Origin of the sequence: Trueperella sp., from assembly GCF_043424875.1 — a bacterium.
GTDB lineage: Bacteria > Actinomycetota > Actinomycetes > Actinomycetales > Actinomycetaceae > Trueperella.
Genome location: NZ_JBHWPL010000052.1, coordinates 31,348 through 50,092 on the forward strand (window position 1 = coordinate 31,348; position 18,745 = coordinate 50,092).

Annotated in this window: 17 protein-coding genes and 1 tRNA gene; 4 read left to right on the forward strand and 14 right to left on the reverse strand. The window is 63.8% G+C overall.

The window, feature by feature from the left end; genetic code table 11:
- The first annotated feature begins 66 nt into the window (after nucleotides 1–66).
- Nucleotides 67–741 carry a phosphate signaling complex protein PhoU gene (gene phoU / locus ACHFFR_RS05385; protein WP_394263252.1) on the forward strand — a complete coding sequence of 225 codons (675 nt, stop codon included), beginning with the start codon at nucleotides 67–69 and terminating at the stop codon, nucleotides 739–741.
- A gap of 98 nt (nucleotides 742–839) precedes the next feature.
- Here the strand turns inward: phoU and ACHFFR_RS05390 are convergent, their stop codons facing one another.
- Entirely contained in the window at nucleotides 840–1,580 is a 741-nt protein-coding gene (locus ACHFFR_RS05390; protein ID WP_394263253.1) for a phosphoglyceromutase, read from the reverse strand.
- 161 nt (nucleotides 1,581–1,741) lie between these two features.
- Between ACHFFR_RS05390 and ACHFFR_RS05395 the strand changes: the two genes are divergently transcribed.
- Entirely contained in the window at nucleotides 1,742–2,824 is a 1,083-nt protein-coding gene (locus tag ACHFFR_RS05395; protein WP_394263254.1) for a pyridoxal-phosphate dependent enzyme, read from the forward strand.
- Nucleotides 2,825–2,891: 67 nt separating this feature from the next.
- Here the strand turns inward: ACHFFR_RS05395 and ACHFFR_RS05400 are convergent, their stop codons facing one another.
- From ACHFFR_RS05400 to ACHFFR_RS05430, 7 genes are all read right to left on the reverse strand, one after another.
- A complete protein-coding gene (locus tag ACHFFR_RS05400; RefSeq protein WP_394263255.1) occupies nucleotides 2,892–3,590 on the reverse strand; it encodes an FMN-binding negative transcriptional regulator in 699 nt (232 codons plus the stop codon).
- Nucleotides 3,591–3,652: 62 nt separating this feature from the next.
- Nucleotides 3,653–3,725: transfer RNA gene (locus tag ACHFFR_RS05405), tRNA-Thr, on the reverse strand.
- 99 nt (nucleotides 3,726–3,824) lie between these two features.
- A complete protein-coding gene (locus ACHFFR_RS05410) occupies nucleotides 3,825–5,414 on the reverse strand; it encodes an alpha/beta hydrolase (protein ID WP_394263256.1) in 1,590 nt (529 codons plus the stop codon).
- Nucleotides 5,415–5,500: 86 nt separating this feature from the next.
- A complete protein-coding gene (locus ACHFFR_RS05415) occupies nucleotides 5,501–6,715 on the reverse strand; it encodes a DNA polymerase III subunit delta' (RefSeq protein ID WP_394263257.1) in 1,215 nt (404 codons plus the stop codon).
- A complete protein-coding gene (gene tmk, locus ACHFFR_RS05420) occupies nucleotides 6,712–7,341 on the reverse strand; it encodes a dTMP kinase (RefSeq protein WP_394263258.1) in 630 nt (209 codons plus the stop codon). Before tmk ends, ACHFFR_RS05415 begins: the two co-directional genes overlap by 4 nt.
- A 27-nt stretch (nucleotides 7,342–7,368) precedes the next feature.
- Nucleotides 7,369–10,050 carry a type I DNA topoisomerase gene (gene topA, locus ACHFFR_RS05425; RefSeq protein ID WP_394263259.1) on the reverse strand — a complete coding sequence of 894 codons (2,682 nt, stop codon included), beginning with the start codon at nucleotides 10,048–10,050 and terminating at the stop codon, nucleotides 7,369–7,371.
- Nucleotides 10,051–10,191: 141 nt separating this feature from the next.
- On the reverse strand, nucleotides 10,192–11,760 hold the full coding sequence (locus tag ACHFFR_RS05430) for a methyltransferase (protein WP_394263260.1): 1,569 nt from the start codon (nucleotides 11,758–11,760) through the stop codon (nucleotides 10,192–10,194).
- A 694-nt stretch (nucleotides 11,761–12,454) separates the two neighbouring features.
- Here ACHFFR_RS05430 and ACHFFR_RS05435 point away from each other — a divergent pair.
- Both ACHFFR_RS05435 and ACHFFR_RS05440 read left to right on the forward strand, forming a co-directional pair.
- On the forward strand, nucleotides 12,455–13,078 hold the full coding sequence (locus ACHFFR_RS05435) for an endonuclease domain-containing protein (RefSeq protein ID WP_394263261.1): 624 nt from the start codon (nucleotides 12,455–12,457) through the stop codon (nucleotides 13,076–13,078).
- Nucleotides 13,079–13,205: 127 nt separating this feature from the next.
- On the forward strand, nucleotides 13,206–15,560 hold the full coding sequence (locus tag ACHFFR_RS05440; protein WP_394263262.1) for a DEAD/DEAH box helicase: 2,355 nt from the start codon (nucleotides 13,206–13,208) through the stop codon (nucleotides 15,558–15,560).
- A 191-nt stretch (nucleotides 15,561–15,751) separates the two neighbouring features.
- Here the strand turns inward: ACHFFR_RS05440 and ACHFFR_RS05445 are convergent, their stop codons facing one another.
- The 6 genes from ACHFFR_RS05445 to ACHFFR_RS05470 all read right to left on the reverse strand — a co-directional run.
- Nucleotides 15,752–16,171, reverse strand: coding sequence for a hypothetical protein (locus ACHFFR_RS05445; RefSeq protein ID WP_394263263.1), 420 nt, complete (start codon nucleotides 16,169–16,171; stop codon nucleotides 15,752–15,754).
- The gene (locus ACHFFR_RS05450) at nucleotides 16,158–16,520 is read right to left on the reverse strand and encodes a hypothetical protein (protein WP_394263264.1); all 363 of its coding nucleotides are present in this window, start codon (nucleotides 16,518–16,520) and stop codon (nucleotides 16,158–16,160) included. Before ACHFFR_RS05450 ends, ACHFFR_RS05445 begins: the two co-directional genes overlap by 14 nt.
- Before the next feature lie 135 nt (nucleotides 16,521–16,655).
- Complete coding sequence (locus ACHFFR_RS05455) at nucleotides 16,656–16,841, reverse strand: DUF4244 domain-containing protein (RefSeq protein WP_394263265.1); 186 nt, start codon at nucleotides 16,839–16,841, stop codon at nucleotides 16,656–16,658.
- Between the two features lie 303 nt (nucleotides 16,842–17,144).
- The gene (locus ACHFFR_RS05460) at nucleotides 17,145–17,645 is read right to left on the reverse strand and encodes a type II secretion system F family protein (RefSeq protein ID WP_394263266.1); all 501 of its coding nucleotides are present in this window, start codon (nucleotides 17,643–17,645) and stop codon (nucleotides 17,145–17,147) included.
- A 2-nt stretch (nucleotides 17,646–17,647) separates the two neighbouring features.
- Nucleotides 17,648–18,316: a type II secretion system F family protein gene (locus ACHFFR_RS05465; RefSeq protein WP_394263267.1), complete on the reverse strand. Its 669-nt coding sequence runs from the start codon at nucleotides 18,314–18,316 to the stop codon at nucleotides 17,648–17,650.
- A partial coding sequence (locus ACHFFR_RS05470; protein WP_394263268.1) for an ATPase, T2SS/T4P/T4SS family occupies nucleotides 18,313–18,745 on the reverse strand: 433 nt, incomplete at its 5' end. The genes ACHFFR_RS05470 and ACHFFR_RS05465, both read right to left, overlap by 4 nt.

Here is an 18,745-nt window from a genome sequence, read left to right on the forward strand (position 1 = left end):
GTATGCCGTGGGATAGGCTCAAGACAGACCACGGCACAGCGCCGATCACTGATCTAAGGAGAACGAGTGCGCGAACAATTCCGTCAGGAAATGAGAGAACTTACCGAGACGCTGGTATTGCAGGCGCAGGCAGCCGCCAAGGCCATCAACGGCGCCGCCGCATCCCTCAAGGATGCCAACCTCGCGCTCGCTGAGCGCGTCATCGACGCCGATCACAACATCGACCTACTCGAGCGAAACATCGACGAAATGGGCATTTCGCTGCTCGCCCGTCAGGCACCCGTTGCCGGAGACCTCCGCACGGTTGTCTCCGCGCTGAGGCTGTCCGCGACGTTGGAGCGCATGGGCGATCTGGCCCGTCACGTCGCCTATGTGGCTCGTGGCCGCTTTCCCAAGACCGTCGCATCGGGCGAGGTGCAGAGCCTGTTCGAGGAGATGGCCGACAAGGCCGCCCAGGTGGGCGAGCTCGTGGCCAAGCTCGTCGAAACGCAGGACCTGTCGATTGCCGACGAGATCATTGCCGGCGACGACGTCCTCGACGACATGCACGCCAAGACCTTCGAGTTTGCACTCGACGAATCGCTGGAGCTCACGCGCCAGGAACTCGTCGACGTGATCCTCCTTGGCCGCTACCTCGAGCGGTTCGGCGACCACGGCGTGTCCGTGGCACACCGCATGCGCTTTCTCGTCACAGGCATGGAGCCCGACGACGACGCACGCCGCGAAATCGAAGAGTTCTAAGACCTAGACAGACGCAAAGGGGCGGGCCCACGCTAGTGCGTGAGCCCGCCCCGTCGTCGTCGATGTCGTCGAGTCTTACGACTCAGACGTCACTCGCGTTACTTGCCCTGGTTGGCAACGGCCTCGATAGCGGCAGCAGCGGCCTCGGGATCGAGGTACTTGCCATGCTTCGTGACCGGCTTGAGGGTCTCCTCGTCCAGCTCGTAGTAGAGCGGGATGCCCGTGGGGATGTTGAGGCCCGAAATGTCCTCGTCCGAGATGTCATCAAGCATCTTGACGATCGCGCGCAGCGAGTTGCCGTGGGCGGCGATCATGATGGTCTTGCCGGTCTTGAGGTCCGGAACGATCTCGCCATCCCAGTACGGCATGAGGCGCTCGATCACGTTGGCAAGTGCCTCGGTGTCTGGAATCGGCTCACCGGCATAGCGCGGGTCAGCATCCTGCGAGAACTCCGAGCCACGCTCGATCGGCGGCGGCGGAACGTCGAAGGAACGGCGCCACTGCATGAACTGCTCTTCGCCGTACTCGTCGCGGATTTCCTTCTTGTTCTTGCCCTGAAGCGCACCGTAGTGACGCTCGTTCAGACGCCAGTCACGCTTGACCGGGATCCAGTGAAGATTTGCGGCATCCAGCGCGAGGTTGGCCGTGGTGATGGCGCGGCGCAGGAGCGAGGTGTGGAGAATATCCGGACGAACATCAGCATCTGAGAGCAACTGGCCAGCGCGGGCAGCTTCCTTCACGCCCTTCTCCGACAGCGGGACGTCCACCCAGCCAGTGAAGAGGTTTTCAGCATTCCAAGTGCTCTCGCCGTGGCGGAGGAGGACCAACTTGTAAACCATGTGTTTCCTTCTAGTTGACGGTACGTGCACGCGCACGCTTCCGCCCCCATTCTACCGTCACATGCCAACGCCCGCGCGAATCATTCGTCCTACGTGAACGGTAAGCTGTGAGCATGCAGCCCACTCTCGTCGACCGCTCTTGCGCCACCTACACACCCGCTGTGGAACGCTGGCGTGGCGACGACGGCAGCCCGCTTCGCATCGAGCCCGGCTCTGGGCTACGGCGCTCCGACATCGTCACCACCGACTTCTCGATGTGGCGCTACCGCGCCGCGCTCCCCTACGCGGCCGACCGTGTGAGCATGGGCGAGGGATGCACGGGATTGGTTGAGGTTGCCGATGATGTTCCGTTTCTTGCCATGCCCGAGTGGCTGAACCCCACGGCGTCGTTCAAGGATCGCGGCGTCTCTGCGATGGTGAGCGCACTTCGGGCCCAGGGGGCCACCCACATTCTGGAGGACAGCTCGGGCAACGCCGGCTCGTCCGTGGCCGCCTACGCGCGGGCCGCCGGCATCACGGCCACGATTCTCGTGCCGGCAACTGCCTCTCGCCAAAAGATCGATCAGATCGCTGCTTTCGGCGCCGAGGTCGAGCTTGTCGAGGGCACCCGAGACGCCGTCGCAGCTGAAGCTGTTCGGCGCTCGGAGACGATCGCCTATGCGAGCCACACCTGGAACCCATTCTTTGTGCAGGGAATCAAGACCATTGGTTACGAGATGTGGGAGAACCTCGGGTTTGCGCTGCCGGACAACGTCGTCGCCGTGGCCGGATCCGGATCGATCGCACTCGGCTTGGAGCTCGCCTTCGCCGAACTGCGCAACAGCGGCGAAAGCGACCGATCGCCACGCATCTTCATCGGTCAGCCCGAGGGCTGGGATCCTATCGTTGCGGCAATTGAGAACCGCACCTATTCGCCGACCACCCACGCACAGCTCGCCGAGGGCGCGTCGATCGCGTTACCGGTGCGGGGCGAGGAGGTTGCTCGCGCTGTGCGAAGCTCGGGCGGATCCGGCGTTGCCGTGAGTGACGTGGAGATTGCACGATCCACGCGATTCCTCCTCTCGCGCGGGCTCTTCGCCGAGCCCACCAGCGCCGTCGCCCATGCCGCCTACCGCCGCCTTGTTGCCAGCGGCACGATCGACGCGGATCAGAGCACCGTCGTCGTACTTACCGGAAGCGGACTCAAAGCGGCCGAGGCAACCCGCAGAGCTCTCCTGCTCGCAGCCGACGAGCCGGCCGACTGAGCTGGCACCCACCGCTACGCGGCGCCACAAGCCCTAACGCACGGCAAGCCTCGCGTACCAGCGAACTCTACTGAGCGAGCCCACCCGAGAACGGCAACGACCCGCGCCCATGCTTCGCGTTGGTCACCCGCTCCTCGCGTGCCTGCGACCACGGAATCGCGATCTCCTCCATGAGTTCGGCGACGGACGAGCCAGACGGATCGCGTTCGCGCAGATGCTGGGCCGTGTGCTGGATGTCAGCGGGAGACATGTTCTGCCCCAACTTCGCTTTTCCAACGATTTCCGTGACCTCGAGCTCGACGCCCACAAGCGCCACAAACGCCGCGTTGACGAGCTCGTAGGACGAGTGCGTGCCCACGCGCCACTCCCCCTCGAACTGGTCGACGAGTGCCGTGAGATGCGAGCGCTTCCAGGCGTCGTCGTCGTGAGCGGTGAGCGTGCCGCGCAGGTGCACGGTCACGTAATTCAGGGTCGGCACGGTGGGGAGCTTTTGCCCCTCCTCCTCGGCCGGGAAGTCGGTGCCGGAGATGTGCGCGCTGGGGCCCTGCACGATAAACATGGCCTCGCCGGCATCCTTCCACTGCGTGTTGACGCGGTTGAGGTGGGTTTGAAGGACGACGCAGTCCTCCCGCCTCACAACGTTGAAGGGCACGAACGTGGCATTGAGACCGTCCTCGCCGGAGGTGATGAGTTGGCCGACGCCGATTGTCCGCGCGAGGTCGAGCGCTGCGTCCTCGCTCATCGAGTGCTGCTTTGCAACGTACATGGCCTCACCTCTCTAGATAGACAGCCCCAGAATCTAGGGATTCTGGGGCTGACGTGGTGTCGAGCCGCCTGCGAGAATCGAACTCGCGACCTTCTCATTACGAGTGAGACGCTCTACCGACTGAGCTAAGGCGGCCTGCGCCAGATCAACTTACCTAACTGACATGCAGTTTTTCAAATAATGCGACGTGATCTTGACCGCGTCACCCAGCGCAAGCATCCACCAGAGGCGGAGCTACTCATCCGCGCCGCAGGTCAGCCCGTCCTCGGGCACGTCCCCACGCAGCAGATAATCGTCCAGCGGGTTGTTGATGCAGTCGCCTGCACGCCCGTACGCGGTGTGGCCTTCGCCCTCCCACGTCACGAACACCGAGTTCTCCAAGCTATCCGCAAACGCTTCCGACCATTCGTACGGCGTTGCCGGGTCGCCCGTCGTTCCAACGACGACGATCGGTTCCGAACCAGCCGCAACGAACGGGCCAAGCGGGCCATCTTCGCCACCGGGCATGACCGAGCACAAGTACTGCGAGTAGCCCATGACGTCACCGAAAATCGGCGCCTCGACCGCCAGTTGGTCAGCCTTTTCTTCCCATTCGGCCTCGTCGCCCGTCACGTGCGCGTCGGCGCAGTTGATGGCCCAGTTCGCCTCGACCATGTTGTTCGTGAACGAGTCACCCTCGCGGGACATGTAAAGATCGAACATCGTCAGGAACATGTCTCCCTTGCCCTGATTGACGACCTCGTCAAACGCGATGTCGAGGGCGAACCACGCCGTGTCGTCATACAGCGGCATCGCGATGCCGTAGAACAGGCCGGTTTGGGTGAGTTCGCGATCGCCAACGGCAATCGGGTTGTCCACGATGTCGTCGAACATCTCGGACACCTTGGCACGGGCGTCTTCAAGGGTGTCGCCGAGCGGGCAGCTGCCGTTGTCAATGCAGTATTCAATGTAGGCATCCAGCGCCTGCTCGAAGCCCTTCGCTTGCGCCACGGTCTGGTCGAAGCCAGGAATCGAGTCATCCACCGCGCCGTCAAGAATCACACGGCCAACGTTCTGAGGGAAGAGCTCGGAGTACATGCCACCGAGCGTGGTGCCGTAGGAATAACCGACGTAGTACAGGCGCGGATCGCCGAGCACGTGGCGAAGCACGTCCATGTCCTGAGCCGCTTCGCGCGTGCCCACATACTGGAGCAACTCGCCCGTGTTGGCCTCGCAACCGGCAACTAGCTCATCGACAGCCGCCTTCGCCTGCTCATCACCCTCGTCCGTATCAGGGAAGGTGGTGTCCAGGTATGTCGCAAGCTGGGCGTCGTCCAAGCAATCTACCGGCGCAGAATCGCCCACGCCGCGCGGATCGAAGCCGATGACGTTGAAGTGCTCAATGATATCTTCGGAGAAGTACATGTTCGCAAAATCGGCCATGTCCTGGCCCGAACCGCCCGGGCCGCCCGGGTTGACCAGCAGATTGCCGATCGGCTCGCCAAGCGCAGCTGACTTCTTCATCCGGATCGTGATCGTCTCGCCGTCCGGATTCTCGTAATCCATCGGCACAGTCACGTCTGCGCAATCCAAGCCATCACAGTCGAACCACTCAAGATCCTGATTGTAGAAATCCTCGAGGCCATCGGGCACGTCGGGCATCGGCGCATCGATCGCCACGGCGTCGCCCGTGGACACGGGCATCGTGGGATCTGAACCAACGCTCGAAGGCGCAGGTGTGGGCGCGGATCCGCCGGAATTCTTCGACTCCAAACTTACCGTGTTCGTGCACGCGGCAAGAGCGAGAGTCGTGGCAGCAATCAAAGCAATGGGTTTCAGTTTCACCCTTTTAACTTATTCCATTTCCACGGCGCAATCACGCCGATCCCTCATCCTGTGGACTGTCTTAGCGTCGCCCGATCGGTGGAAAACTATCGCTCGCGAAGCTCCACAAGTGCCGCTTCCATCAGCAATTGCACCGCCACATTGCCGCGCAACCGATCCCGCGCCTCCCCGAGCGCGTCGATACGTAGGAGAGTGGTACCCGGCGTCGTATCCGCTGCGATCCGAGAAATCGCCTGCGCGTAGTCCGCGTTGACGAGCGGCACGTCCGCCTCCAGCTGCGTCACCAACACGTCGCGATAGAACGACGTCATGTAAATCAGCTCGCGATCGATCAAATCCTGCGTGTGGCGCGTGGCCCTGCGCTTGGAGTCCACGCCCGCCGCCTTGATCTGGCTCCGCAAAGCCGCCGGCACCCGCGCCCCGGACTCGAGGCCCATGGCCGCCAACCGCTCGGCGACCTCCTTCTCCACAGCCTCCTCGTCGGCCTTCGCGCCCTGCGCCCCGCGCATCGCGTCCATATCCGTGAGCGTCATCGCCGCCAGCACCGCATCCCCGGTTGTTCGTATCCCGACGACGGCGTCCAAGGTCTTCTTCCGAACCGCGGCGGCGTCCGGGTCGGTTGCCAGCGCTTTCGCCACGCCGATATGGGATTGCGCCGCCCGAGCCGCCACGAGGGCCCGCTCGGGATCCGCTCCCTCGCGTTCGACGAGGAGTCGGGCGATATCTTCGGCCGCCGGGGTCACGAGATTGATGTTGCGTGTTCGCGAGCGGATCGTGGGGAGCACGTCAGCCACCGCCGCCGTGCACAGAATCCACACCGTCCGCGGGCCCGGCTCCTCGATCGCCTTGAGCAGCACGTTCGTGGTGCGCGGGAGCATGCGGTCGGCGTCTTCAATGATGAAGGCCTTCCACGTGCCCGAGCTCGGCGCCTGGTAGGAGGTCGCCACATACTCGCGCACCTCGTCGGCTTTAATCGTCACAAGATCCGTGGTCAGCGACGTGACGTCCGGATGGTTATTGCCCATCACGGCCTTGCACTGCGCGCACTGCCCCGCACCCGGCTCATCTTCTGTGCACTGGAGCGCCGCCGCAAACGCCTTCGCCGCGAGCGACCTGCCCGATCCCGGCGGTCCGGTGATCAACCAGGCGTGGCTCATCGCCGACGCGCCGGGCGCCAGCGTGTCGGACGGCGCCGGGGCGTCGTCGTCGAATCCTTCGGCTATCGCACGCGCGGCGCGGGCGGCGCGGATCAGCTCGGCTACCGCGTGCTCCTGCCCCACCAGATCGTCGAAAACGCTCATGCTCGCTCCTCGATCAGCCGGTTAACAACCCCGCCGATCTCCGCCGCGAGGTCATCTGGCGCCCGGGAGGCGTCAAGAATGTGGAACCGCTCCGGCTCGCGCTCGGCCAGCAGGCGATATTGCTCGCGCACTGCTTCGTGGAACTCGGCGCCCGCCCGCTCGAGACGATCGAGCTTCCCGCCCGTGCGTGCCGCGGCGCGCTCGGCCGAGACGTACGCGGAGACGTCGAGGAGGAAGGTGATGTCGGGAAGCAGGCCGCCAACGGCCCACAGCGACAGGTCACGGACCTCCTCCGTTCCCAACTCGCGGGCGGCACCCTGATAGGCGACGGAGGAATCAAGGAAGCGGTCGGTGACCACCACGGCTCCGCGCTCAAGGGCGGGCCTGATCTTCGACTGCACGTGGTGTGACCTATCCGCGGCGTACAGCAGTGCCTCGGCCCGCGGGCCCATGTCATCGCCGTGCAGGAGCAGATTGCGGATCTCGGCGCCCATCGCCGTTCCACCGGGCTCGCGGGTCACGACGACGTCGCGCCCGGCATCGGCCAGCGCCTTCGCAAGCAGATCCACCTGCGTGGACTTGCCGGACCCGTCGCCACCCTCAAAGGAGATGAACAGCCCTGCCATTGCCGACTCCGCCTTCCGATCCTCGCGCTACTTCTTCTTGGCCGCTGAGTTGCGGCCCTTGCGCACGGTGTTCTTCGTCTTGTTACGCGCCTTGGGGCCACCCTGTTCGGCGATCTTCAGACGACGCTGGACGAGCAGATCCTGCGCGCGCTCGGGCGTGATCTGGTTGATGTCATCCGAACGTGGAACCGAGGCGTTGACCTCGCCGTCGGTGACGTACGGACCGAAGCGGCCGTCCTTGAGCAGGATCGTTCCGCCCGAGACCGGGTCCTTGCCCAGCTCCGCCAGCGGCGGGCGCGCTGCCGCACGACCGCGCTTCTTCGGCTCCGCGAAAATCTTCTCGGCTTCCTCGAGCGTGATCTCGAAAATCTGATCCTCGGTCTCCAGCGAGCGCGAATCCTTGCCGCGCTTCATGTACGGGCCGTAGCGCCCGTTCGTCGCGATGATCATCTCACCCTGCGATTCGCCCACCTCGCGCGGAAGCGACAGCAGCCTCACCGCGTCCTCGATCGTCACCGTTTCCGGGCTCATCGAGGCGAACAGCGACGCAGTCTTCGGCTTGGGCTTCGTCTTCGAGACGCGACCCGTGGGCGTGTATGAAACCGCGTCGTCGGGGAGAACCTCCGAGACGTACGGGCCAAAGCGCCCATCCTTGACGACGATCGAATAGCCCGTCTCCGGATCCTTGCCCAGCTCGCGATCTTCCTGCATCGCGGCGTCAAGGAGCTCGATGGCCTTCTCGACCGTCAGCTCATCGGGTGCGATGTCCTCGGGGATATTGGCCCGGCGGCTCATCTCGCCCTTGTCATTGACCTCTTCGAGGTACGGGCCGTAGCGCCCCACGCGCACCGCGACCCGGTCCGAGAGCTCGATCGTGTTGACCGCGCGGGCGTCAATATCTCCCAGCCCATCGACCTGACCGTGCAGACCGTTGGTGCCCTGGCCGCCGTGATAGAAGGTGTCGAGGTACTCGGTGCGGCCCTTCTGGCCGGCCGCGATGTCATCGAGGTCCGTCTCCATGTCAGCCGTGAAGTCGTAATCGACGAGGTCCGGCAGGTTATCCACAAGCAGGCGAACCACCGAGAACGCGAGCCACGTGGGCACGAGCGCCTGGCCCTTCTTGTAGACGTAGCCACGATCAATAATCGTGGAAATCGTGGAGGCATAGGTGGACGGGCGGCCAATGCCCTTCTCTTCCAGCGTGCGCACGAGCGAAGCCTCCGTGTAGCGCGGCGGCGGGGTGGTCTCGTGACCATCCGCCGTGGCCTCCTCGTTCGATACAATCTCGCCCTCGTGCAGATCCGGCAAGCGCGACTCCGAGTGGTCCTCGTAGCGCTTCTTATCCCTCGACTCCTCGTATGCCGCGAGGAACCCGCGGAACGTGATGATCGTGCCAGAGGCCGCCAGCGTCGCTTCCTGCGCGCCGCCTGCACCGCCGATGTCGGCAACGAGCCGCACCGACGCCGTCGAGCCCGTTGCATCCGCCATCTGCGAGGCGACCGTGCGCTTCCAAATCAACTCGTACAGCGCGTATTCGCGGCCACGAAGCTCGCTGGCCACCTGCTGCGGGGTGCGGAAGGAATCTCCGGCCGGGCGAATGGCCTCGTGGGCCTCCTGCGCACCCTTCGACTTCGACGCATACATGCGCGGCTTATCCGGCAGACTCGCGGCGCCGTACAGCTCCTTGATCTGCTTGCGAGCAGCCGAGATCGCCTCGCCCGACAGGTTCGTCGAATCCGTTCGCATGTATGTGATGTAGCCGTTTTCATACAGCGCCTGCGCGATCGACATCGTGTCGCGAGAGCTCATGCGCAGCTTGCGCGAGGCCTCCTGCTGGAGCGTCGAAGTGGTGAACGGCGCCGCCGGACGGCGACGATAGGGCTTCGTTTCCACCGACGCCACCGACGAGTCCGCTCCCTCGAGGGCCTGCGCAATCGCCGTCGCGTCCGCTTCGTTGAGCGTGCGAACGCCGTCGCGCTGCTGCTTGGGCTTGAGATCGCCGTCGTCGGTGAAATCCTTACCCGTTGCGATACGGGCGTCATCGAGCGAATGGAGCTTCGACTCAAACTCCTCGCCGTCCTTGGCGTGGCGGACCGCGACGTCCCAGTACGAGGCGGGTACGAACGCCATACGCTCGCGCTCGCGCTCAACCACGATGCGTGTGGTGACAGATTGGACGCGGCCTGCCGACAGGCTCGGCGCCACCTTGCGCCACAGCAGCGGCGAGACTTCGTAGCCGACAAGGCGGTCAAGGATGCGGCGCGTCTCTTGCGCGTCGACCAGCTCGGTGTCGATGTCGCGGGTGTTTTCCAGCGCGCGGTTGATCGCTTCCTTCGTGATCTCGTGGAAAACCATGCGCTTGACCGGCACCTTCGGCTTGAGCGCCTCGAGAAGATGCCAGGCAATCGCCTCACCCTCGCGATCCTCATCGGTTGCGAGGTAGAGTTCGTCGGCGTCCTTGAGGAGCTTGCGCAGCTCCGTGACCTTCTTTTTCTTGTCCGGATTGACGACGTAGTACGGATCGAAATCGTCTTCAATGTTGACGGCGAACTTGCCGTACGGGCCCTTCTTCATGTCGGCGGGCAGCTCCGATGGGCGCGGCAAATCGCGGATATGGCCAATGCTTGCCTCCACGACGTACTCGGGCCCCAAATACCTCCCGATCGTCCGCGCTTTCGCTGGAGACTCGACGATGACAAGCTTCGTCATGCATTCCTCTTTCTATCCGCGAGCTCGGCCCACATTCCGTGACCGTCATCCACAGCGGTCTGTTGCATAATCTTGTGAATTTCAGTTCTGAATTTCATTCGCGTACCCACATTACGTTCAAAGTAAAGCCAGCCGTCAAGGTTACTCACAGTGTGGGGCGACGAATGTCAGCATACCTAACCGCTTCATTTCGACAACTTTCGGAAGAAGTTGCGATGTGAGCGTAGCAGGGTCTTCCGACAGAAGTTCTGCGAGTGCGGCGATGATCTGGCCCGTGGTGAGCTCGCCGTCCGCCACCGAGACGAAGCCCGCGAGCGCCGTTGTGGCCAGGATTTCTTCGCCGAATCCTCCCGTTTGTGTGAATTTAATGATCCACGGGTCGGGTTCGCCGGGGTGGTAGAAGCGGTGCTCGACCACGTCGGTGGCGATCGGGGCGAGCGCCGTGAGGTCAGCCGGCGTCAGGTTGCGCTGGCGCCAGAGCGATTCGACGTAGGCGTGCAGGTTTGGCGGCGCGGTGCCGCGCAGATGCTGGCCGAGGAAGAGCGGGGCGCCGGCGTCTTCCGGACTCTGACAGGTAGGCCCGGCCGAGACGTAGCCAAGACCCACGTGGGTCACGCCGCGGTCATCAAAGTCGGTCAGCCAGGCGCGATAGGACGGCTCGTAATCCGGGTGGCCCGGGCGCAGGCCGCCGTCAGCGAGCCACATCTCTATATAAGAGGTAACGGGAAGTTGCTCGCGCATAATCACGTGCAGATCGAGCCCGGGTTGAGCCCAATCGCGCAGGGCCGAGTACGGATCGTCCGCGCCCTGCGCAATCTCCCAGTTCAGGAGCATCCACGCCCGACCAGCCGCTACAAGGTGATCTGACAGTCCGCGCACGACCTCGGACGAAAGCTGATCACCTTCGAATCCGGCGTCGCGATAGTCGAGGGCGCCCACGGTTCCGCGCGCCGAGGGCGGGGTGATGACGAAGGGTGGATTGGAAACAATGACGTCGAATCGCTCGCCCGCCACGGGCTCGAAAAGTGAGCCTTCGCGGAGGTCGATCTTGGCTCCGTTGAGGTCGGCGTTGAACTCGGCAAGCTCAAGGGCTGGTTGTGAGATATCAGTGGCGGTGACGCGCGCACCCGCGAGCGCCGCGAGGATTGCGTGGATTCCTGATCCGGTGCCAAGGTCGAGGACTCGTTGGCCGGGCTGATAAGCCGCGAGTGAGGCAAGGGTGCGGGACGCGCCGCCGACCCCCATCACGAAATCACTGGCGTGGCGATTGCCCTGCAGTGCGCCGCGGGTGGATGCGATCCACACCGTATCCGTCTGAGCGGCAGTGCTCTCCGGATTGGACTCCTTGATCATTGGCCGCAGATGGTCGGGCACATCGACGGGCACGATCTGCCAGCGCGAACGCCAACCATCGGTCGCAACTTCAAGGAAGGGGAGATCAGCTGGTTGACCATCCGCGATCGTCGTTGGCAAGGCCTCCCGTAGGTCGTCATCGTCAAGAGTCTCGCCAAGCCAGAACAAGCGTGTGAGCAGGGCGATTCGGGAACCACGTTCGGCTGCGAGGGATGCCGGAACGGCAACGTCGCGGTTAAGCGCCTCGAGGGCGCGCTCACCGAGGTCAACCGCGATGCTCTCACGAGTCCACGCGGCTAGATCGCTGCGCAAATGAGTAACCTGCCGCATCGCGCCCTCCCACAAATCGACGGTCAAGGAGACTCACGCAGGATAACGCGCAAGTTCAGTGACATGGTGACATCTCGTTTCCATTTTTGCCAAAATCGGACGATTTTTCACTAAACTTGCGGCCCATCGGCGGTACAACCCACCTGAATCCATCAAAACGGCGCTGCGAGCCCCGGGAAATCCGGTTCAAGACTCTGCGCGCTACCGAACTCGGGTAAAACGCGTGCCAAGACGCCGCGTTTCCGGCCACGCGCTGCGACAGGAATTAAGTCCGTGCCTGCTCGGCATACGTAAACAAGCCCGAACCCGCACAGCTATACCTGCCACAAGAGGAATTAAGTCCGACCCAACTCCCATACGCAACAAGGCCGCTAATCGAGTACCGTCCAGGAGTGCGGAGCCTTTCCACAGATGAGGATTCTTCTGCCACGCTATCTGGCCGCCTCGGAACCATTGAGACATGAACAGGGGGCTACACAGGCTCAAAGAGATTCTTGAACGAGGCGCCAGCCGCAACCAGCTAGATAAGTGGATCGCGGAGGGTTCGATGACGCACGTTGGCTTCGGATGGTACGCCGAGGCTAGTGCGGATCCTAGGTTCATAACTGCCGCACGGGCAGGCACTCGGCTGGGATGCACCACGGCCTGTGACGCCCACGGACTCTGGATGCCCCCGAACGACTCTGAATTACACGTGATCGCGGGCTTGGGTGAGCGTCTCATGGACGTCGAGGGCAGCGTTCTCGCTGCGTCAAAAGGCCTTCGCACCCCTATCGTTCATCGAGCGCCAGGCAAGAAGTCGGAACTCATCTGTCCGGTTGATGAAGCAATCGAACAGGTCGCTACGTACCACGACCCCGAAATCGCTCTGATCGCCATCGAATCGGCGCTCAATCAGGGCGTCGTTGATGTCGCATGGGTCGAGGCAATGCTCGAGCGCCTGCCACAGCGCCAGCGCCGGGCGCTCAGTCATTTTTCCGCCGGCTCTGAATCGGGAAGCGAGACTCGCGTTGCTCAATCAATGCGAAAGAAGAGGCTCCCGGTCTATCAACAGGTGCCGCTGTTTCCCAATGAGCACCAAAGGGTCGACATGGTGGTTGGAAAATCGTGGGTGCTCGAATGCGACTCCGCAGGTCATCATTCTGACATCCGTAAATACGAGCGCGACCGCGAGCGCGATCTGTACCTAGAAAGCTTGGGGTTTCAAGTGACTCGGCTCAGCTATAAGCAGGTGTGGTCCGAATGGGACACCACCCACGACTCCGTTCGATCATCGCCCAGCGCCGATACCTACGGCCCGCCCAGATCGACCCCGAGCAGGTCTGCGCCAACCTCGCACGCTTGAGGTAACTGAGTAGGCTTCGGCGTAGCCTTGGGTGCCGGCTGCGCCAACCCCCCCCGGCCACTCCCCTATCCGCAGTCAGTGAAGCAAGCGATACTCACGTGCCGGAGGCAGGTGGCACAATGACGCCATGCCCTCACTCCTCGAGACCGTCACGAACTACGCCGGCGACCAGCTGACCGGCCACGTCGTGATCCCTCCGCGCGCCGCGCAGTTCGGCGAGTGGGGCCAGTGGGTGCCTGATTCCGTGCGCGCCGCACTCGCGGGCATCGGCGCGGGCACTCCGTGGACGCATCAAGCTCGAGCCGCAGACCTCGTCCATGACGGGAACAACGTCGTGGTGGCAACCGGCACGGGTTCGGGCAAGTCTCTCGCCGCATGGGTCCCGGCGCTCTCCGCAATCGCGGACGCCCGCGCGGGCACAACATCGCTCGCCACCGCACGATCGCGGCCAACGGTCCTCTACCTCGGCCCCACGAAGGCCCTCGGCGCCGACCAAGAGGACTCGCTCACGAAACTCGCGGCGGCCGTCGACCCGCGAATTGCCGTCGCAACCGTCGACGGCGACGCCGATGGCCCCACCCGCTCCTGGGCCCGCCAATCCGCCGACATCGTACTGACCAATCCCGACTTCGCCCACTTCGGACTCCTCGGCCGCCACGAATTGTGGCAGCGGCTCTGGCGCGGCCTCCAGTTCATCGTCATCGATGAATTCCACTCCTACCGCGGATCATTCGCCTCGAACGTCGCGCTCGTCGTGCGCCGGCTGCTGCGTGTCGCGAGGCACTACGGCGCCGACCCGCACGTAGTTTTCCTCTCCGCCACCGCATACCAGCCCGCGACCTCCGCCCAGCGCTTTTTGGGCGACGCCTTCGGCCCAGTAATCGCAGTTGAGGAGGACGGCTCGCCCGCCGGACAGCGCGACATTTTGACCATGGTCTGCCGCGAGGTTCCGGACGAGCGCGTCCCGATGATCAACGACGACGGTGACGTGGCGGACGTCCGGCGCCGCGCGGCGAACACCGAGGCCGGTGAACTCACCGCCAAACTCGTCTCATCGGATGCGCGGGCACTGACGTTCGTGCGCTCGAGGCCGGGAACTGAGCGGGTGGCCGAAGTCTCGAGAGGCTACCTGGCCGAATCGGCGCCACATCTCGAAGGCACTATCGCCGCCTACCGAGGTGGCTACCTGCCCGAAGAGCGTCGCGAGTTAGAGGCGCAGCTTCGCACGGGCGATCTGCGCGGGCTGGCCACGACCTCCGCCTTGGAACTCGGCATCGACATTTCGGGGCTGGACGCCGTGGTCGTGACCGGGTGGCCGGGAACGCGCGCCTCGTTCCAACAGCAGATCGGACGCGCGGGACGCGCGGGCACCGGCGGGCTCGCGGTGCTCATCGGGCGCGATAATCCGCTCGATCAGTACATCTTGGCCCACCCCGAATCGCTCGTGGAGCCCACCCCCGAGATGAGCGTTTTCGATCCGACGAACCCGTGGATCCTGCCCGGGCACCTGTGCGCTGCGGCCACGGAGGTTCCACTGACGGCCGCGGATATCGACGTGTTTTCACTCGAGTCGACAAAACCCTTTGAGGAGCTTGCCGACACCGGGCTCCTCAAGCAGCGTCCAACCGGCTGGTACTGGAATCCGTCGATCAAGGTCAATCCCCACGACATGGTGGACATTCGCGGGGGCGGCACCACGGTGTCGATCATTGACTCTGAGTCGGGTGCACTCCTTGGCACCGTAGACGAGGGCCGAGCCGACTACTCAGTCCATCCCGGCGCAATCTACCTTCATCAGGGTGTTCCTTTTCTTGTGGAGTCGCTTGCGGATGAGGTTGCGCTCGTCCATCGGTATCGCGAAGAAGAAATCCGCACATTTGCTCGTGACGAAACGATGGTCGAAATTCTCAGCACCGAGGAGACGCTGGAGTTGCCGTGGGGGACGTGGCAGCGCGGCGAGGTGGTGGTGCAATCTCGCGTGGTTGGCTACGACATTCGCCGGGTCAAAGACGGCATGTTCATCGGAACGGTACCCCTCGAGATGCCAATTCGCCGCCTGCAAACGTCGGGCGTGTGGATGGCGATCAGGGAATCCATCATTAAAGATGCGGACATTGCCGCAGCCGACGTGCCCGGCACCTTACACGCCGCCGAGCATACGATGATCTCCCTCCTTCCCCTGTTCGCCACGTGCGACCGCTGGGATATCGGTGGCCTGTCGACCGCCGTTCACGCTCAGACCGGCATGCCCACCATCATCGTTCACGACGCCATGGCCGGAGGTTCGGGCTGCGCTGATCGCGGCTTCACCGCCGGCATCGACTGGCTCAAAGCCACGCTCGATACCCTCGTGGCCTGCGACTGCTCACACGGCTGCCCGCGCTGCATCCAATCCCCTAAGTGCGGTAACAACAACGAGCCTCTCGACAAACACGGAGCAACGAAACTTCTCCGCCGCCTCGTGGGCGACTGGCGTTTCTAGGCAAGCATTAACGACGACGGAGCGCGCAACGACGACGCGCAGTCGCGCACCCGCCGCCAACCACACGAACACGTCGGCACGGGGCGCCTCCCTCACTGACCAAGATCACGACCCGGCACAGGGCGCCGCCCGCTACAAGATCCACGGCCCGACCAAGGGAGCACGCTCGTGGCCAAGATTCGCGGCCGGGCTCAGGGAGCCCGCTCGTGGCCCAAAGTCGCCGGCCCCGCAACGGCCTTTGCTTCGTGGGTTCCCGCGAGCCACCCGAAGCGCGGTTCTTTGGTGACGACGATCGTCATCACATCCCCGTCGGCAGTGCAGGTCACGGTCATGTCAGGTGCGATATCGCGCGCTCGTGAACATGCCTCGCTCTCGGAGCCAGAATCGCGCAACACAATCGCACCGGACACCGCGGCCAGATCCGCCGCGTTACGAACCTCCATTCGCTCCCACGAGGTGTAGAACAGCTGGAGCATGCCAACCATGACGAGCGCTGTCGCAAGGATGGCAAGTGCCACGCCCACGGTGCCAAAGCCCGGCTCTGGCGATGCTCGTCGACCAGCGCGTTGCTCACCTGCCGCATCTGCCCGATCAGCGTTAACCCTTACCATCGGAGGCTCCCGGTTCAATCACGCTGCGGTGCTGACCAACGAAATCCACGCCAGCTAGTTCGTACATTCCCGTGCCTTCACGCCGGACGGTCACGTGCACGACGTCGTCGACAACGTCGATCGACACCTGCCCGCCAGCATTCTGGACCGCGCCGGCTACGTCCGTCGTTCCTTCGATCGAGTACTCTCTGGCGATCTCCTTGGCCTCATTCGAGACCTGGATCGTGCGCCAGGCGCCGACGAGCCCGCCGAGCATGAGGAGAACCATCAAAAGGTAAATCGGCGTCACGAGTGCGAACTCGCCCGTGACCATTCCGGGTTCGGCTTTAACGTGCCGTGTCGTTCTCATGTCATCTCCTTGGTGACTGGCGGGCTCAGGCCGTGACAGGCGTGAACCCGCGGATACATGTCGGTTGAAAATGGGCCCGGCATCTCGTGCCGGGCCCACCTCAGTTCAGAGTGGAAATCCGAACCACGGCGTTCTTCAACCCAGATTGAAGATGAGCTTGAAAATGCCTGCGATCCCGTCACGGAACCAGTCCTGCTGGGCTAGCCACACGAGGATGCCGGCGATGCCCGTTGTGGCAACCGTTCCGACCGCATATTCGGCCGAAACCATTCCTGACTCTTCCTGTGGCGTGAGTGCCGTGGTAAGTACGCGCTTGATCATGTTGTCCTTCTTTCTCTCTCCGCACATTGGCGGGGTTTTCCGGCGGTTGCCGGGTGTCACCCTGTGTGACAACACCAGTGTGCGCGACTGGAAAAATCCATGATTTGGGGAGTTGGTAAAAAGTGACTAGCTCTCCCGCCGCCCTCGCTGTGGACAAAAATTCGCCCGTGATCGCCAGCCAAATACCGCGATTCCTCGCTTCATCGAAAGCGCAGGTTATACCCACAATCGCCTGCTAAAAACCGCGGGCAATCTCAAACATCGCGGGCACGCCACACCTCCGAGTAGCACCCAAAACCGCGATCAGAACAGCGTTCCGGCGGCACCGGCCACGACCGGGACCACCCCAATAAGGATGAAAGCGGGCAGGAAGCACAGGCCAAGGGGCATGACGAGCCGTGCACCGAGTCGTTCGGCGGCCTCCTTCGCGTTGCGCTGGCGTTGGAGTCGCAGAGTTTGCGCCGAGCGCTCGATGAGCGGAACGGGCGCCGCGCCGTCCGTCCAGGCCGCTTGCAGAGAGTTGCGGAGCCGAGTGCCGGCCACACCCTCCCACGCCTCGTCCCATGAGGCACCCATCAATAGGAGCCGGGCAACGGTCGTGCGCTCCGTCCCGCCGGTGGCGATGTCGAGAGCCGCAAGCGTGCCGGGAATGGAGAGCCCCGATCTGAGCGCGGCTGCGGCTAGGTCCAGCACGACCGCGTTGTCTATCGGCGCAGCCGCGGGTTCTGGGCGCGTGCGGATTCGCCGCCACGGGGTCGACCACACCCACACCAGCACGGCGGCCATCACCACGAGTGCGCCCATGGTTACTGTTCCTCCTCGGCGGCACGCGCCTCGGCGACCAACCGCGCCGTCCACGCCACTCCAGCCAGCTCGAACGCCAGCCCTACCACGAGCGCAACCCTCCCAATCAAGGTCGTAAAAAGAAAACCGATGGGATCAGCACCCAGCGCCCACCCAAGCCCGAGGCCGAAGATCGGCAACGCGGCGAGCATCCGCGCCGAGGCGAGCGGACCGGCCAGCGCCACATCACGAGCGCTGCGCGCCTCGCCCGATTCCGTGATTCCCGCAGCGCAGGCATCGAGCACCTCGGCCATGGGCGCGCCCGTCCGGTAGCTCATCGTGCAGACCGCGAAGGTCGCGGGCAGGGTGTGCCGCACAACGTCGGTCACGCCCGCCTTCCGCCGCTCGCGCCACCCCATCTGCCCCAGCTTACGAAGTGCAACAGGCACGCCAGCCTCATCGAGCACCGGCGCCCCCACCTGAAGCCCCGCTTGAGACAGCGTCTGCGCCCACGCGCGCTCCGGACTCGACCCCGAGCGCAACCGGCTCGCAACTTCAGTGACAATTGCGCCCAAATCGATCGTTTTCCGCGACGACCGTTTCGTTTTTTCACGAATCTTGCGGCTGCGCGCCACCCGCACGCGCGGAACGGTCACATAACCGACCAATAGGAGCATCGCGAGCCAGATCATGAGTGGTCCTTGGCATCGAGACGCTCGAGCAGCCGCTCCCACGCCTCGTCGTAGGTCACGGCGCCATCCGCGCCCACGCGCACGGCCACGGGCGCCACGAGCTCCCCGCCCCGGCGCTCAAACACCGAGATCTCGCTGAGGTACCTGCGCGCTCCGGATCTGCGCACGTGGATTGCGGCATCTAGGCCTGCCGCCGCCTGCGCCGCCACTGTCGATTCGGCCATGTCCGCGAGCGCGCCCAGCGCCACAAGTCTGGCGGGGATGTCCTGCGTGGAGTTCGCGTGGATTGTGGACCATCCACCCTCGTGCCCGGTGTTGAGGGCTCCGAGCACGTCGCGTACTTCGGCACCACGGCACTCTCCGAGCACAATCCGATCGGGTCGCATGCGCATGGCAGCCCGCACGAGGTCGCTCAACGTGATCTCGCCC

Excerpts from the sequence above, each read along its gene's own strand:
- ACHFFR_RS05440 (WP_394263262.1), top strand. The coding sequence starts at position 13,206 with ATGCCCTCACTCCTCGAGACCGTCACGAACTACGCCGGCGACCAGCTG.
- ACHFFR_RS05400 (WP_394263255.1), bottom strand. The coding sequence starts at position 3,590 with ATGTACGTTGCAAAGCAGCACTCGATGAGCGAGGACGCAGCGCTCGAC.
- ACHFFR_RS05445 (WP_394263263.1), bottom strand. The coding sequence starts at position 16,171 with ATGGTAAGGGTTAACGCTGATCGGGCAGATGCGGCAGGTGAGCAACGC.
- ACHFFR_RS05460 (WP_394263266.1), bottom strand. The coding sequence starts at position 17,645 with ATGGGCGCACTCGTGGTGATGGCCGCCGTGCTGGTGTGGGTGTGGTCG.
- tmk (WP_394263258.1), bottom strand. The coding sequence starts at position 7,341 with ATGGCAGGGCTGTTCATCTCCTTTGAGGGTGGCGACGGGTCCGGCAAG.
- topA (WP_394263259.1), bottom strand. The coding sequence starts at position 10,050 with ATGACGAAGCTTGTCATCGTCGAGTCTCCAGCGAAAGCGCGGACGATC.
- ACHFFR_RS05455 (WP_394263265.1), bottom strand. The coding sequence starts at position 16,841 with ATGATCAAGCGCGTACTTACCACGGCACTCACGCCACAGGAAGAGTCA.
- ACHFFR_RS05465 (WP_394263267.1), bottom strand. The coding sequence starts at position 18,316 with ATGATCTGGCTCGCGATGCTCCTATTGGTCGGTTATGTGACCGTTCCG.
- ACHFFR_RS05390 (WP_394263253.1), bottom strand. The coding sequence starts at position 1,580 with ATGGTTTACAAGTTGGTCCTCCTCCGCCACGGCGAGAGCACTTGGAAT.
- ACHFFR_RS05450 (WP_394263264.1), bottom strand. The coding sequence starts at position 16,520 with ATGAGAACGACACGGCACGTTAAAGCCGAACCCGGAATGGTCACGGGC.
- ACHFFR_RS05415 (WP_394263257.1), bottom strand. The coding sequence starts at position 6,715 with ATGAGCGTTTTCGACGATCTGGTGGGGCAGGAGCACGCGGTAGCCGAG.
- ACHFFR_RS05435 (WP_394263261.1), top strand. The coding sequence starts at position 12,455 with ATGGACGTCGAGGGCAGCGTTCTCGCTGCGTCAAAAGGCCTTCGCACC.